General features: G+C 44.9%; 13 protein-coding genes. 7 read left to right on the forward strand and 6 right to left on the reverse strand.

Features of this window, described 5'->3' with window-relative positions; translation table 11 throughout:
- Positions 1-182: 182 nt before the first annotated feature.
- The 3 genes from ACRQ5D_RS05680 (at position 183) to ACRQ5D_RS05690 (ending at position 1,943) form a co-directional block, all read left to right on the forward strand.
- Positions 183-623, forward strand: coding sequence for a hypothetical protein (locus ACRQ5D_RS05680; RefSeq protein WP_091167560.1), 441 nt, complete (start codon positions 183-185; stop codon positions 621-623).
- Positions 623-1,417, forward strand: coding sequence for a S1/P1 nuclease (locus ACRQ5D_RS05685; protein WP_091167557.1), 795 nt, complete (start codon positions 623-625; stop codon positions 1,415-1,417). Before ACRQ5D_RS05680 ends, ACRQ5D_RS05685 begins: the two co-directional genes overlap by 1 nt.
- 85 nt (positions 1,418-1,502) lie before the next feature.
- Positions 1,503-1,943 carry a low molecular weight protein-tyrosine-phosphatase gene (locus ACRQ5D_RS05690; RefSeq protein ID WP_091167554.1) on the forward strand — a complete coding sequence of 147 codons (441 nt, stop codon included), beginning with the start codon at positions 1,503-1,505 and terminating at the stop codon, positions 1,941-1,943.
- A gap of 37 nt (positions 1,944-1,980) precedes the next feature.
- Here ACRQ5D_RS05690 and ACRQ5D_RS05695 read toward each other — a convergent pair whose 3' ends face one another.
- Positions 1,981-2,511, reverse strand: coding sequence for a GNAT family N-acetyltransferase (locus tag ACRQ5D_RS05695; protein ID WP_091167552.1), 531 nt, complete (start codon positions 2,509-2,511; stop codon positions 1,981-1,983).
- A gap of 163 nt (positions 2,512-2,674) precedes the next feature.
- Between ACRQ5D_RS05695 and ACRQ5D_RS05700 the strand changes: the two genes are divergently transcribed.
- From ACRQ5D_RS05700 to ACRQ5D_RS05715, 4 genes are all read left to right on the forward strand, one after another.
- Entirely contained in the window at positions 2,675-3,904 is a 1,230-nt protein-coding gene (locus ACRQ5D_RS05700; protein ID WP_176844447.1) for a DEAD/DEAH box helicase, read from the forward strand.
- 185 nt (positions 3,905-4,089) lie between these two features.
- Positions 4,090-5,085: a glycoside hydrolase family 43 protein gene (locus ACRQ5D_RS05705; RefSeq protein ID WP_091167549.1), complete on the forward strand. Its 996-nt coding sequence runs from the start codon at positions 4,090-4,092 to the stop codon at positions 5,083-5,085.
- Positions 5,086-5,403: 318 nt separating this feature from the next.
- Positions 5,404-5,949, forward strand: coding sequence for an aminopeptidase P N-terminal domain-containing protein (locus tag ACRQ5D_RS05710; RefSeq protein ID WP_431199216.1), 546 nt, complete (start codon positions 5,404-5,406; stop codon positions 5,947-5,949).
- Positions 5,950-5,999: 50 nt separating this feature from the next.
- Entirely contained in the window at positions 6,000-7,019 is a 1,020-nt protein-coding gene (locus ACRQ5D_RS05715) for a M24B family metallopeptidase (RefSeq protein WP_091167669.1), read from the forward strand.
- 308 nt (positions 7,020-7,327) lie between these two features.
- Here the strand turns inward: ACRQ5D_RS05715 and ACRQ5D_RS05720 are convergent, their stop codons facing one another.
- The 5 genes from ACRQ5D_RS05720 to ACRQ5D_RS05740 form a co-directional block, all read right to left on the reverse strand.
- Entirely contained in the window at positions 7,328-8,617 is a 1,290-nt protein-coding gene (locus ACRQ5D_RS05720) for a beta-N-acetylhexosaminidase (protein ID WP_431199217.1), read from the reverse strand.
- Positions 8,551-9,234 (reverse strand): family 20 glycosylhydrolase, encoded by a 684-nt coding sequence (locus ACRQ5D_RS05725; protein WP_431199218.1) that lies wholly within the window; start codon positions 9,232-9,234, stop codon positions 8,551-8,553. The genes ACRQ5D_RS05720 and ACRQ5D_RS05725 overlap by 67 nt, the downstream gene beginning before the upstream one ends.
- 281 nt (positions 9,235-9,515) lie before the next feature.
- Positions 9,516-10,646, reverse strand: a complete 1,131-nt coding sequence (locus ACRQ5D_RS05730) for an acyltransferase family protein (RefSeq protein WP_091167544.1) — start codon at positions 10,644-10,646, stop codon at positions 9,516-9,518.
- A 187-nt stretch (positions 10,647-10,833) separates the two neighbouring features.
- Entirely contained in the window at positions 10,834-12,615 is a 1,782-nt protein-coding gene (locus tag ACRQ5D_RS05735) for a RagB/SusD family nutrient uptake outer membrane protein (protein WP_091167540.1), read from the reverse strand.
- 23 nt (positions 12,616-12,638) lie between these two features.
- Entirely contained in the window at positions 12,639-16,139 is a 3,501-nt protein-coding gene (locus ACRQ5D_RS05740) for a TonB-dependent receptor (RefSeq protein WP_218134407.1), read from the reverse strand.
- Positions 16,140-16,283 lie beyond the last annotated feature (144 nt).

The following is a 16,283-nucleotide window of genomic DNA, read 5'->3' on the forward strand; positions in this document are numbered from 1 at the left end:
AACCCCTCTCCGGATGGAGAGGGGCCTTTTTATTTTTCGCTTATGCAAAAACGCTATAGCTTTCACTTTTTATCTTTCTGCTTTAAGCCTTTCGCTTTGGGCTTTCCGCTTTCGGCTTTTAGCTTAAAAAAGCCTTTCGCCTTTTACCTTTCGCCTTTTGCCTCATAATAACCTCCTGTACCATGAACCCGGATAAACAAACGCCCGGCGAGGGTTATTTGCAGGGCGAATGGAAACAAGACTCGGTACCTGCGCAAAAAAGCCTGGTAACATATTCGCTATACAATATTAAGTTCAGCTGCGATTCATTTCTTTTGAAGATCAGTACCGTTAGCAAGGTTAATTACGGGGCTGATACGTGTATGAGCAAAGGCCATTGGGATGAATATATACGGGGAACTTATTCGCAACGGCGGGACACACTCCACATTAAAGGGCAGTTTTGCAATGCTGATGGCTCGTATAAAAATGAGCAGGGTTGTTTCAGATTTGGCGATTATGAAGAATATTTTAAGGTTCATAAGCAAAGCGACTCCCTGATCCGGTTTGTAAGTACATCCAACGTAATACCTATTAACGCGCATTTAATAAAAAGAACAAGCTGCATTCCAAAACCATTGTAATGAAAACACAAACCTTAAAAAAACTTTTACTGCTGGTGGCGATATTTTATATCCCCCTGCAAAGCATGGCCTGGGGTACTAATGGGCACCGCATTTGCGGCCAGGTTGCGGATAGCTACCTAACCGCCAAAGCCCGTAAAGCTATTCAAGCCATTTTAGGTAATGAGTCGATTGCCATTACCAGCAACTGGGCCGATTTTATTAAATCAGACCCTGCCTACAATTACCTGTATAACTGGCATTTTATCAACCTGGAAAAAGCTTACAGCTACCCGGACCTGCAGGCTTATTTAAAGGCCGACACGATTACCGATGCCTATACCAAAATGAATTTCCTGGTGGCCGAACTTAAAAAGAAAACTACTACCAAAACCAACAAGTTGCTTTACCTGCGCATGCTGATCCATATTGTTGAGGATGTGCACCAACCGCTGCACACTGGTCACCTGAGTGATAAGGGCGGTAACGATGTAAAGGTACAATGGTTTGGTAAAGAGAGCAACCTGCATTCGGTTTGGGACAGCGAGCTGATTGACCTTCAGCAGTTAAGCTACACCGAGTACACCGCGATGATAAACCACACCACAGCCGCTCAACGCACAGAGTTACAAAAAGCGCCAATGAGCCAGTGGATATACGAAAGCAACCAGATGGCTGATAAGCTATACGCCGAAACTAAAACCGGTGATAAACTTGGTTACAAATACAACTTTAGCCATATAGCAACCCTTAACCAGCAAATGGTTAAAGCCGGCGTACGTTTGGCCGGTTTGCTGAACCAGATATTTGGATAGTTCTTGAGGTTAAAGCTGAAAGGTAAAAGGTAGATTTTCTGCCTAAACCTTTCGCCTTTATCCTTTCGCCTTTTACCTCAAAAAAATGAAAATACTAATGGTATGCCTGGGCAATATATGCCGTTCGCCGCTGGCGGAGGGGGTTATGCAGCACCTGGCAGATGAAAATGGACTTGGCTGGGATGTTGATTCGGCGGGTACCGGAAGATGGCATATAGGCGAAGCTCCCGACAGACGCTCCATTCGCGCAGCCCGTAACCATGGTATCGACATCAGCAAACAGATTTGCCGTCAGTTTAAGCTTACAGACTTTGACGAGTTTGACCATATTTTTGTGATGGACCACAATAACCTGAGCGATGTGCTTGATATGGCCCGCAACGAAAAACAGACTGCTAAAGTAAAGCTTCTGTTAGGTGATAAAGTTGTCCCCGATCCATATTACGACGATAACCAGTTTGAACCGGTTTTTGAGCTGATTGAAAACGGATGTAGGGATATTATTAAAGAGTTACACCCCCTCTAAATCTCCGCCCGATGGGGGAGACTTTTAATAAATGTCTTTAAGCCCTCCCTTCCGGGGAGGGTTGGGTGGGGTTTTTCACCCTAAAAAACGGCACATCTTCCCCATACCAAAACACAATCCCTTCACGTACAAAACCGGCTTTAATCAGCACCCTTTGTGATGCTGCGTTTTGCGGATGGGTAACGGCGCAAATCTCTTTTAGCCCTATATCATTGAATCCATAACTGATCAGTGCTTCGGCAAGTTCGGTAGCTATACCTTGTCCCCAGTGTTTGAGGTGCAGCCGGTAGCCCAGCTCAATGCGGCTCTTGTCGTAATCGCTTGGTTTAAGGGCGCAAACACCTATAAAATCGTTATCTGTGATATTAAAAATCCCCCATCTGCCCAGGCCCGAACCGTTCTGGTATTCCTTCAGCGTATCTTTAAAAACCTGTTTACTCTCTTGCGGAGTACGTTTTTTCACATATTGTGTAAGCCGGTCATCGGCATCTATTGTGGTAACAAGTTCTTCATCTTCGGCTGTAAATTCACGGATCAGCAAGCGTGGTGTTTGAGTGATAATATTCATAGGTTTTCAAAAATATATTTTTGAATTGATTGTACAGGTAAGTTGAGTGTCATATAAAAGGTGACCAGATTTATTTTGATTCTTTAAAGGAAGCCCAATTAATGCTAAAACCCTCATTTGCCGTTAAATTTTTATACCTTGCATAATTTACTTATAAGATATAGTGACTTTCCAGGATTTTAATTTTAACGAGCAATTATTTGAAGGTGTAGAGAGCATGGGTTTCGTAAACCCCACACCCATACAATCTATGGCCATCCCAGCCATTATGGAGGGGCGCGATCTGATTGCGTGCGCTCAAACCGGTACCGGTAAAACCGGCGCTTATTTGCTTCCTGTTTTAAACAGCATCAGCAAAACAAATAAACACCATACCAGTGCCCTTATACTTGCCCCAACCCGCGAGCTTGCCCAGCAAATAGATCAGCAGGTTGAAGGCCTTGCCTATTTTACCGGTATCAGCTCTATTGCTGTTTTTGGCGGCGGCGACGGCATTGTTTACGAACAACAGCGCCGCGGCATTCAAAACAATGTAAATATTATTGTAGCTACCCCCGGCCGGCTGATCGCCCACCTTACATCAGGCGTGCTGAAGCTTAATCACCTTACACATTTGGTACTTGATGAGGCCGACAGGATGCTGGATATGGGATTTTCTGATGATATCATGAAAATTATCAGCTACCTGCCAAAAGAGAGGCAAACGCTGTTGTTTTCGGCCACCATGCCAGGCCGTATCCGTTCATTGGCCAAAGCTATTTTGAAAGATCCGGAGCAGATCAATATCGCTATTTCGCAGCCGGCCGTTGGTATCGATCAGCAGGTTTACCGGGTTCATGATCAACAAAAAACGCCGTTGGTACAGCATATCCTGAAAGATTCGGCATTTACAAGTATCATCATCTTTGCATCGCGCAAGGAAATTGTTAAAGCGCTATACAAAGAACTTAAGGCGATCAAGATCAACGCAATGTCTTTCCACTCCGACCTGGAGCAGAAAGAGCGTGAAGAGATCCTGCTTAAGTTCAAAAACAAGCAATTACCGGTTATCATCGGTACCGACGCCCTTTCGCGCGGCATTGATGTGGAGGGCATCGACCTGGTGATCAACTACGATGTTCCAGGCGATCCGGAAGATTATATTCACCGTATTGGTCGTACGGCCCGCGCCGCTACCACCGGTACCGCCATAACCTTCGTTAACCACCGCGATGAGCGCAAGCTTAAAAATATTGAGAAACTGATTGAAAAGCCGATAAAGCTGATGGCACTGCCGGATGAACTGGCCACAATACAACCCCTGAAGCCCGAACAGCCTCAAGGAGATGCCAAAAGGAAACCTAACCGTCGCTGGGGTAAAAAGAAGCCGAAACAGCAGAATACGGGTAATTAAAAAGTTTTCACGAATACCATTTTGGGTGTTGATTTAATTTAATCGAATTACACGAATTAATCGTTGGCAGTTAAAGCTCAACAATTTAAAAATTTGTGTAATTCGTCTCAATCCGAATAAATTCGCACCTCATTACTAAAACGTTTTATCTATTTTAATATCTTAGACCAAAAATCTATTTCCCAATGATCATTCCTAAAAAACTGGTTTTACTGGCAACGTTTGGTGCGGCAATTATCATATCTGAAAATAAGGCATTAGCACAGGAGAAGAAAACATCAGGTAATCCTATTGTTCAAGGCTGGTATGCCGACCCGGAAGCCAAAATCTTCAATAAACAATACTGGGTATATCCAACCTATTCGGCTAAATATAACGACCAGGTATTTATGGATGCCTTTTCATCGCCCGATCTGGTTAACTGGACTAAGCATCCCCGCATTATCGATACTGCCGCTGTAAAGTGGGCTAAACGTGCTATGTGGGCTCCGGCAGTAACTGAAAAAGACGGTAAATACTATATCTTTTTTGGCGCTAACGATATTCAGAACAATAACGAAGTTGGCGGTATAGGTGTTGCCGTTGGCGATAAACCTGAAGGCCCATTCAAAGACCTTTTGGGCAAACCACTCATTGGCCAGATCATCAATAAAGCGCAGCCTATAGATCAATTTGTGTTTAAAGATGACGACGGCCAGTACTACATGATTTACGGTGGCTGGGGCCAATGTAATATCGTAAAGCTAAAAAACGACTTTACAGGTATCGAACCGTTTAAAGATGGTGAAACCTACAAACTGATCACCCCTAAAGATTATGTTGAAGGCCCGGTGATGTTTAAACGCAAAGGCAAATATTATTTTATGTGGAGCGAAGGCGGCTGGACTGGTCCGGATTACCGCGTGGCGTATGCAATCGGCGATTCGCCGTTTGGTCCGTTTAACCGGATCGGAACAATATTGAAACAAGACCCGAGCATAGCCACAGGAGCAGGGCACCACTCCGTGATCCAGGTGCCGGGGAAGGATGAATGGTATATTGTTTACCACCGCCGCCCCTTAACCGAAACTGATGGCAACCACCGCGTTACCTGTATCGATAAAATGTACTTTGACAAGGATGGCAAGATCCTGCCGGTGAAAATCACCAATGAAGGTGTAACGGCAAGGAAGATTAAGTAGACCGTTCAAATTTAATATGTCATTGCGAGCGATAGCGTGGCAATCTCATAGCCAATGCTATTCGCCATGCCGGTTTGCTGTCTATGCGACGAGATTGCCACGTCGCCCCTGGAACACAAACCCGGGCCGCTCCTCGCAATGACATAGTTGTTTTTTTGTAGCCATTGGTTTCAGCGTTGATATTGTCCTTGCTAATTTGCACATCTGAAATCTTTTCATTTGCACATCAATCTTTTCACCCTAAAAGGGTGAGCATGATAATCCCTGATATTTAGTATCTTAAACCGTTTTTTTGACTGACATTATTCCTTTATCATTATGACGCGATCATTTTTTCGGGCATTAGTAATTTTACTTGCCCTGGGCGGCGGCAACCGCTGTTTCGGACAAACCGCCGAAAACCTGCCCACCGATTATTTAAGCAAAGAGTTTCATGCCGGAAGACGCCAGGCCCTGCGCAACCTGATGCCCGCCAATTCGGTGATGGTGATCTTCTCGTACCCTGAACAGGTATTTTCGAACGATGTTAACTACGTTTATCATCCTAATCCCGATCTGTATTATTTTTCAGGATATAAAGAACCCAATTCAGTGTTGTTGGTATTTAAAGAAATGCAGGCTGTGGGCGACAGCAGCTATAACGAGGTGCTGTTTGTACGTCACCGGGATGCCGCTCGTGAGCAATGGACAGGCAGGCGTTTAGGCCTTGAGGGCGCTAAATCGCAGCTTGGTTTTAAGCGGGTTTACAACAGCGAGGATTTCGCGAAATTCCCGGTTGATTTTAAAAAGTTTGCCAATGTGTATTATGATGCACTGCCCGAAGATGTTACCGGCGATGGATCGACCGGCGAGCTAAAAAACTGATCGCAGCTTTTAAAATTAAGGCTGGCATAACGGAAACCAACAGGCAGGTTATGAGTGATCTTAATTTGATAGCAAGGATGGTTACTCCTCAAAATTTAGCCCGTTTCATGACTTATTTTAAAGATAAGTTTGCTGATGAGGATCACAAGAATAATCCGCTTATACAACAATTGGCGGCCAAGCCCGATTCTGCAACGCTTGCCGATGTTAAGGCAAAGATTGGCACAACTTACGGCGGTAACACCGGATATGCTGAATTTACTTCAAAACTCCGCGGCGTAAAAACACCGGAGGAAATAGCCGTATTGAAAAAAGCGGTTGAGATCTCAAGCCTTGCCCATCTGGCAGTAATGAAATCGGTAAAACCCAATATGAGCGAGCGCGAGGTTGAAGGCATCATGACCTACGTGCATAAAAGATACGGAGCAGAAGACGAGGGCTATCCACCAATTGTAGGTGCAGGCGCTAATGGTTGTATCCTGCATTATGAAGAAAACTCGGCCACAAAAATTGATAACCAGTTATTACTCATGGATGTTGGTGCCGAATATCATGGCTATTCTGCCGACGTTACCCGCACTGTACCGGCTAACGGCAAATTTACCGAAGAGCAAAAAGCCATTTACCAATTAGTTTACGATGCGCAGGAAGAGATTTTTAAATTGTGTAAAGCGGGAGTTCCCTATGCAAGTCTTGAGCAAAAATCGGTAGAAGTATTATCGGCCGGATTAATTAAGCTTGGTATTATCAAGGATGCTTCAGAAGTACGTAAATATTACCCGCATGGCTGCTCGCACCATTTAGGGCTTGATGTGCATGACAAAGGCGGTCGCGGTAATTTGGAAGAGAACTGGGTGATCACCGTTGAGCCGGGGATCTATATCCCTGCCGGCAGCCCCTGCGATAAAAAATGGTGGAATATTGGCGTACGTATTGAAGATGACGTACAAATTGGTAAAGACAAGGGCACAATCCTGTCGATAGATGCGCCGCGCAAATGGCAGGATGTTGAAAAAGCTGCTACTGAGAAAAGTATTTTTGAGGCTACCAAATTTCCGGAGCTGAAATAAAAATAACGCCAATAGAAAAAGCCCGCCGCGGCCCGGCTTCAGCCGAGTGGCAACTATTAAGCGGCCTCTGGCCGCCGAAGCGAACATACCTTGCGCTCGTTTGTAATGCGATATCCGCGATGCAATCGCCGAACCATATTAAGCGCTCGTTGCAAACGAGCGCAAGAAAATAACAGAACTTCGGCGGCCAGAGGCCGCTTAATAGTAAACACTCGGCTGGAGCCGGGCGTTGGCGATAGTATAAGCGTACTTAAACACGAAAGCCCTCCGAAATTCAATCCGGAGGGCTTTCTATTTATGAATTATTCTTACTTCTTAATCCTGCTCTTCAACTCAGCCAATGGCATGGTAACCATACGGCCTATTGGCTTTTTACCACGATAAGTGATCACCCTTAGCGTGGTTGCATCTTTAGGGGCATCTATCGGCGCTGTATATTTTGGATAAAACCTGTCGGGGAACGAGTTGTCGAAGCTGTAATAAGTGTCCAGCCCGTTTACCTCATTTGTTAGTGTGATTTTTAACGTGCTGTCAGGATTCAACACTGCATCAAATGATGGATCGTAAGCGCTTGGGGCTATCTTGGTTTCGGCTTCATCAAAGCGCGGGAAATGTTTCTCAACCCGGCTAAAAAATCCGTCCCAGTTTTTAGTTCCTTTTGGCGACCATACATCCTCGGCAATAGCCATGCCGCGTGGCCAGGTCATATATTCGGCTTGGCGGATGTTGTATACCTGCTCGGTCCATAAGTTGGCCTGACCGCCTTTAATGAGGCGTGCATCAACACTATCAGGTACAGGCTCCCAAGAGTAAGTTTTGTTTAAGCGAAGTGTGGCATAGATCTTGGTTTCGTTTACACGGTCGCTTTGCATGTAATCAAGGTAAGCGAACGTTGTTGGGCTCATGACCACCTCATGGCCTGCTTTAGCAGCGGTGATACCTCCCTGAATACCCCGCCAGCTCATCACAGCTGCATTAGGGCCCAGACCGCCCTCAATGATCTCGTCCCAACCCATGAATTTTTTGCCTTTCGATTCTACAATCTTTTCAAGTCGCTTTTCGAAATAAGCCTGTACTTCGCTCATTGTTTTCAGGTTTTCTTTGGCCATTAATGCTTTGATGGCATCACTTTGCTCCCAGAAGTTTTTGGCGCACTCATCACCCCCTAAATGGATATAGCCAAAGGGGAACAACTGTGCAATTTCGGTAATAACTTTATCCATAAACGTATAAACGTTTTCGTTGGCAGGGCAAAGGGTATTGTCGACAATAGCGCGGTTATGCGGGCCGCTCCAATCCATGAAAGGCTCGCCGGAGTTCACCACATATTTATCGGCACCCGGAGTGCATGAAAGCTCAGGGTAGGCAACTATCGCAGCGAGGCTATGGCCCGGTACGTCAATTTCGGGCAGGATGTTCACAAACCTGTCTTTGGCGTATTGTACCAACTCTTTGATATCTTCCTGGGTATAAAAACCGCCGTAGGTACGTGGCTCATCAGGTGTAGGTGGAGTAAACGTACCAAACTGGCCTACTTTTTTACGTTGTGCGATCCTACTTCGGTTAATCTTGGCAGGCTTTTGATCTCCACGCGCCAACCTTCATCATCGGTAAGGTGTAAATGCAGCAGGTTAAATTTATACTTAACCATGGCATCGATGTATTGCTTAACCTCGGCTTTGGTAAAAAAGTGGCGTGATACATCAAACATCAACCCTCTCCATCCAAACCTTGGATAGTCGGTAATTTCAACCGCGGGTGCAGTCCATTTTACGCCCTTGGCTACTTCCAGTCCTTCAATTTCTTTAGGCAACAGCTGGAAAAACGTCTGTACGCCATAAAATAGTCCCGCGGCATCATTAGCGTGGATCACTACTTTTTTAGAGGTTACGGATAATTTATACCCCTCGGTTTTGAGAACTGTATCGGCTGTTTTATTTAGAATCAGCCTGATGGGCGCTGTCGGCGCTACACTTTTTACGGTGATGAATACACCCGTAGCAGTAGACAGTTTTCTTTTAAGATAGGCAGTTACATTTGCCACATCGGCAGATGAACCGGCTTCTACAATTACTGTTTTGGGCAGCACAAACTGGCCGGTAGTTTGGGTAACTTTTACCGGTTGCGGAATAAGCGCGAGTGCCGGTTTGGTTGTTTGGGCCGCAGAAAGCAGGTGTGCCATACAGCCGCAAAGCAATAAGGATAATTTCTTCATAAAGAATTGTTATTTAATTGGATGTACGCAAATTAAACTTTTTAAATAATATTAAGAAGTATATTTTCTGAACCATGATTTTTAGGATTTGAGGATGACCAGTATATTGTCTGAACTCAAATTTTAAAAGAATTTTTAGATTCTTTTTTGAATTTGCAGAGCGTTCTGTAATTATTTAATTCCTTAAAATTCCTGTTCAGACAAAATCGGTGAAATCAAAAATCAATCGATGAAACCCCAAAAAAAATCCGAAATCGAACATTCGAAATCCAAAATTCCAATCACACCCTGATATAGATATTCCGCTTGTCGAGGATGTAGGCAACCAGCCAGCAAATCATCATAAAACTGATAGCGAATAGCAATGATCCAATCGGGCCGGGCGCTATAGCCTGGTAAAAAGCGGTGTTGATCCAATCGACAGCGTTTGTGCCGTTTATCATGATCATACTTACCGGGATCAGCAGTATTTCGGATAGCACATATATAGGCAGCGGATTTTTCCCCATGGTGGTGAAAAAACGGGCCCAATTGCCTTTATTCCAATTATTAATTTCCAAAGCATATATCAAGGCTGAGAGGATCACTAAATCCAACCCGGTGGTTACCAGCACAAAGGAGCTTGTCCACAGTTTTTTATTGATCGGGAAAACCATGTTCCAGCATAAGGCCAGGAAGATGAACAGGCAGCCGGTTAACAGCAATTTGGTGGTGGTATCATATCCCTTACCTTTTTGCTGGATAAATTTACCTGCATAGTATCCAACTACAACGTTAACAATTGCCGGTAACGTGCTTAATACGCCTTCCGGATCGAACGGAATACCCTCGCCGTGATATAAATGATCAGGCCCGAACAAAAATTTATCAAGGTAGATGCCTGCATTGCCGGTCATGCTCAAAGGGTCGGCTGGGTTGCCATACACCAGCAGGATGATCCAGTAGATCACCAGAAATAACCCCGATAAAATGAAAACCGTTTGTTTGGACAGGAAATGGATCATGAGCGAGGCAAAGCAATAACACAGGGCAATGCGTTGCAAAACACCCATAATGCGGGTATGGGTAATTGTTTTTAGATGAAAATGCCCGCCGCTTGTTGAAAAGAAAGGGAACCAGTACATGAGGTAACCTATTAAAAATATGAGCAGGGTACGCCTGAAAACTTTGCTTAGCACAGCCGAGTTGCCCATTTCCTGGTAGCGTTTCATTGAAAAGCTCATGGCGTTGCCTACTGCAAATAAAAAAGAAGGAAACACAAGATCGGTGGGGGTGAAGCCATGCCATGCGGCATGTTCAAGTGGCGAAAAAGGGGCTGCTCCGCTGCCCGGCGTATTTACAATGATCATGAAGCATAAAGTCATGCCACGAAATACATCCAGCGATAAAAACCGCGATGATGATTTGTCCATAAATGGGTTTAAAAATGTTTATAATCAGCTTTTCAGAAGCAGGGATGTTAAGGCAAGATAATAAACTTACCGGGAAGTATGCTTTCCCGATAAGTTGTCAGGTTATTTATAATTTTGCATTTTCCTGTTACCAACTGAACACCAGTTTATTAGCTTTTAGCTTTGCGCATTTTGCTTTCAGCTTTAATTAATGATAGCCCGGATTTTGTTTCAATTGCGGTGTGCCGCCCTTAGCGCTTAAGTCAATCTCTACCAGCGGTATCGGGAAATATTCGCTTTTACCTTTAATAAATTTACCGCCTTTTACATCACTGGTCAACGTACTTTGATATGCTATGTAAGCATTAAGCTCGGTATCGGCAATGCCCCAGCGTACAAGGTCAAAAAAGCGATGACCTTCCATGGCAAGCTCAATTTTACGCTCAAAATAAATGGCTTTAAGCGCAAAATCTTTGCTGGCAAAGGCACCGCCGGGATAAGGGCTCACTTTATAGTTAGCTGCTGCCTGAGTGGTGAAACCTGCTGTAGGGTCATCATTGTCTTTGTATTTGTGTACAAAACCTTCAGGATTAGCTGCGCGGTTACGCACCATGTTTACATAGCTTTCGGCTTTATCAAGGCTACCAACCTGTGCTTCAACCTCAGCGGCCATTAACAGTACATCGGCGTAACGAATAATGTTATAATTGATGCCTGAGCCTGGCGCCCATGAGGTGTTATCGCCGTTTACATCCTGCTCGGCCTGGCCGTAAACGTTTTTGATAGGCGAATAAGGGCCGCCGTACTGCTGATCTCGGATCCAGTCGGCTCCCGGATGTAAGCCCCAGTCAAGATAAGGGATCCCGCGGCGACCGGCAGTCCAGTCAAGGCGCGGGTCAATAGTACCTGCGTCAGGAGTATAATCGTCGGCCGATGCCAGGCCCATATCTGTTTTTATAGCGTGGCTGTTATAATCGTCAAGATATGGTAAGCCGGTAGTTGAATTGGTGCGGAAATGATTTACAAGGTCAATTGATGGCTGGTAAAAACCACAGCAGCTAAACGGGCTGCTATTGCCATACGGAAAGTTAAGCATATCGCCGTTATTTGCCTGCGACGGGCCGTTAGGATCGGTATTGGCAGCAGCCTGAACGGCAAAAACAGATTCGGCGCTGTTGTTGGTAGCCGTTCTGAAATTGTCGTTGAATTTAGCGTTAAGTGCATACTTTTTACCGTCGGAAGTTACACCCTGCGCAATAACCGCATCAAATACAACCTTTGCTTCAGCATATTTATGCTCGTACAGGTATGTTTTACCTAAGTATGCACCGGCAGCCCATTTATTGGCGCGGCCAACTTCGGTTTGGATATTAGGCAGATTGTCGTAAGCGTATTTGAAATCCGCTTCAATCTTTGGCCAGATATCTGTATTGTTGGGTTGATTAATGTCGGTTGTTGTTTCATCAAGATAGGGCACATTATTAAACATCTTTTTCAGGTCGAAGTAATAATGCGCTCTTAAGAAACGGGCCTGTGCAAGTATATTGGTTTTGTTTGAGGCTGATATCGAAGTAACCTTATTGGTTATTTTGATGGTGTTGTTTGTGCGTGATACCCCCTCGTAATCGGCCCGCCATTTGCTGTCAAAAAAACCATTGCTGGCATCGGCGTTGTATTTCATCATTGGTTCTATCGGTTGCTGATCGCCGGCTATACTGCCTTTTGATGCATCTCCGCCTACTACACCGCCATATACCCAGTTATCCGGCGAGGCTTCCCACGCACCGCCGCCGCCTACCGAGGCGTCGCCGCCCTGCTGGCCATCCAACACTGCATAAGCACCTACAAGCAGTTCATTAGCTCCTGATTCTGTTTCGAGAAATTGAGGCTCGAGGGCGCCGTTAATAGGTTTATCGAGATATGATTTTTTACACGCGCCAAGCGATAGTATACTTAAAAGCGCTATGGAAATAAGTTTTTTAGCTTTCATTGTAATCCGTTTAAATATTGCTGTTATAATGAAAAATTAACTCCGAATATAAAGGTGCGTGGGCTCGCGTAACTACCCTCGTCAATACCAAAATCTTTGGTGTTGCCGCTCAGTTCAGGATCAACACCGCTGTAGCCTGTTAAAGTAAACAGGTTGGTTGCCGATACATAGATCCTTAACTTTTGGATCCCCGCCTTTTTAAGCCCTGCAATGTTAAAGGTGTAGCCAACCTGCGCGTTACGCATGCGCACGTAAGTGCCGTTTTCAACAAAGTATGAGTTTGGTGTAGCGCCGCTGCTGGTTGATGCGTCAAGTTCCTGGATAGGTGCCTTTGCATTTTGATGAGTTGGCGTCCATGAATCATTAAGTGCGGTATAGCTTTTTGCTGTACCAAATGAAGCATAGAAATCCCGCCAGTATTTAACGCTGTTCCATAGTTTATTGCCGAATGAGCCGTAAAGGAATACGCTGGCATCAAAGTTTTTATAGTTTACACCCAGGTTTAAGCCGGCAGTAACTTTCGGGTTTGGATTACCGATAAAAGTACGGTCGGCATCGGTAATGACACCATCACCGTTTACGTCTTTATACCTGAAACGGCCAACCTTTACATCTGATTGGTAGTAAGCATTCGGATCGCCGGTGCGGGTTTGTACACCTTTGTCGGCTGCGTCAATTTCGGCCTGCGAATTCCAGAAGCCTACGATCTGGTAGCCATAAAACTCGCCTAAAGAATGACCTACCTGGCTGCGGGTAATTGGGTTATCAAACCTGCTTGTTGCAGAACCAGGAAAGTAGTCCCTGTCATCAGATACTTTTAATACTTTATTATTATAAGTGGTTAAAGTACCTGTCGCATTAAAGCTCAGATCGCTGCTGGCCCTGAAATTGCCGGTAACAGAAAGGTCAAGACCATCGGTTTTCATTTTACCAACGTTTTGTGCCGGGAAAGCACCGTTGCCCGCTGTACCTAACTGGGTAGCATTAAATAACAAATCCTTAATGTCTTTGCGGTAGTAATCGGCAGTTACGGCTATTTTGCCGCCAAATAAGGTTGCATCAAAGCCAAAGTTGGAGTTAATATCTTTTTCCCAAAGCGCGTGAGGGTTGGCTGTTTGATCCTGGTAAAAGCCCGGAGTTAGGTTAAGAGAGCCATCGATAGGATAATACGACTGGCCAATATCATTACTGAACGTAACGTAAGCGTCTTTACTGCCCATATTGATCTGGTTACCCATAATACCCCAGCCGCCTCTTAGCTTCAGGTCGGTAAGCCAGGTAATATTTTTCATAAAGTTTTCCTGCGAGATACGCCAGCCCGCGCTGAATGCCGGGAAGTAGCCATAACGTTGGTCAACCGGGAATTTTGATGAGCCGTCGCGACGGATAGTGGCGTTAAACAGGTAGCGGTCGTTATAAGTATAATCTAAACGGGCAAACTCCGAAAATAATGAGTTGTTAGATTTGCCGCTGTAAGTGTTTTTATTGGTGGTACCGGTAGACAGGTTTACATAATCAGGATCAAAAGTGTAAAAACCCTGAATGCTGCCGCCAACATAACGGTCGTGATCTTCAACGGCCTCGGTACCTACCACTATGTTAACATTGTGTTTGCCAAATACTTTTTGATAGCTAAGGGTATTGGTCCAGTTATAAGTGTAGCTATTGTCTGATCCTTCGCTGTAAGTATTGGTTGAAGAGTTTTCAACGTTTTCATATGTAGGGAACGAAAACGAATGGTTGTTGCTGTTGATGATATCGCCGCCAAAACTGGTACGTAAGGTAAGGCCGGGAATAATGTCGGCTTCGGCAAATACGTTACCAAGCAAACGATAACTTGTTGACTGGTTGTTTTTTGTACGCTGCTGTATAGCAACCGGGTTATTGGCATCGCCAAGGCCCGTACCGTAACTTCCCGCATAGTTACCTTTAATGTCGTAAACAGGAATAAGGGGCTGTTCGCGCAGGGCATGTGCAATAACGCCATCCGGGTCATTAGTGCTGACCTGCGAATGTGATGTTCCGTCATTTACCTGCGGCTGCCTGGTTATAGAATAAGCCAGGTTTTCGCCCACTCTGATGTGTTTAGTTACATTATAGGTGGTATTTGAGCGCAGCGTGTACCGTTTAAGATAAGTATCAATCAGTGTACCTTGCTGGTTAAAATAATTTAACGAGAATAAATAGCTGGCGTTATCAGTACTGCCGCTCAACGATATATTGTGGCTATTCATCGGGGCCGATTTAAACAACTCATGATACCAGTCGGTACCGGCTTTGTTGGCCCTTGTTATCCTGTAAAAATTACCCAGGTCTGCAGCTGATGTATAAAAAGGGTTTACATAGTATTTTGATGGATCGACAGATGGGTCACCTTCTTTAGCACCTGCCGGGGTAATATAATCAGGCAGTGTAAAAGCCGAGCCTGTACCGGTTGGGTTGTACAAGGCATCTTTAATGCTGTTATCGCCCGAATTTTTCTTAGCGGTAAGTTTCAGATCGGCCATTTGCTGCGGCGTAATGGTATTCCAGACATTGCCGCCTTTGGGCCTTTGCGTGCCGTAGTAGGCATCATATTGAATATTTACTTTGCCCTTGCCCCGTTTGGTAGTGATGATGATAACGCCGTTTGCAGCCCTTGCACCATATATTGATGCCGAACTCGCATCTTTTAATACCTGGAAGGTCTCAACATCATTAGGGTTCAGCGTGCTTACATCGTATGTTTCCACACCGTCAACTACGTACAAGGGAGTATTATTTCCGAAAGTATTAAAACCCCTGATGTGTACCTGCGGCTCTTCGCCGGGTTGTCCTGACCCGGTAACGGTAACGCCCGATGCCTGGCCTTGCAATTGCGAGTTTACTGATGACGATGCCTGTTTATTAAGGTCTTTAACGTTAACTACCGCAACAGCGCCGGTAAGGTCTTTCTTTTTCTGCGTGGTATAACCAACCACAACCACCTCGTTCAGCGCTTTTGACTCTTCAAGCAAAGTTACGTTGATGGTGGTTTGTCCATTTACCGGAATAACCTGCGTGGTAAAGCCTAAAAAGCCAAATTCAAGTGAGCCGTTACCGTCGGGCAGGGTTAGGGTATATTTACCGTTAATGTCGGTAACTGTGCCTAAATTACTGCCTTTGAGCTTTACACTAACGCCCGGTAAGGGCTGACCGCTCACATCTTTAACTACACCTGTTACAGTTACCGTGACAACAGGTTTTGCATCGGCAGGTTTTATAATGATGATATCATCAACCACCTGGAAAGTAAGCGGCTGTTTTTGAAGCACCTGTTTCATTACCGACTCAATAGGCGCGTCCTGCACATCCACGTTTATTTTCCTGTCAACATCAACCTGGTCAAGCCGGTAAAAAACAGTGTATTTACTGCTTTTTTCAATCTGCTTAAACATTTGCTTAACAGAAATATTGTTCACATTAAAGTTGTAAACGTTTTGTGAATAAGCGGCAGCGTGTATTTGCATAATGCCCGTCAATAGCAGAACGGTTACCAGCTTCATAATTTTGATCGTTTTTTGCCACGGGCCGACGGCCAGAGCGGACTTTCTGTAAAAATTAATCATAAATTTGTTTGTTAATCAGTTAATACGATGCTTCCCCAAGCGTAGGGTATTAGCTTTGATTGCTTTAGGCCCGGGCGTGTT

The sequence above is a fragment of the Mucilaginibacter sp. P25 genome (assembly GCF_050859465.1).
Taxonomy (GTDB): domain Bacteria; phylum Bacteroidota; class Bacteroidia; order Sphingobacteriales; family Sphingobacteriaceae; genus Mucilaginibacter; species Mucilaginibacter gossypii.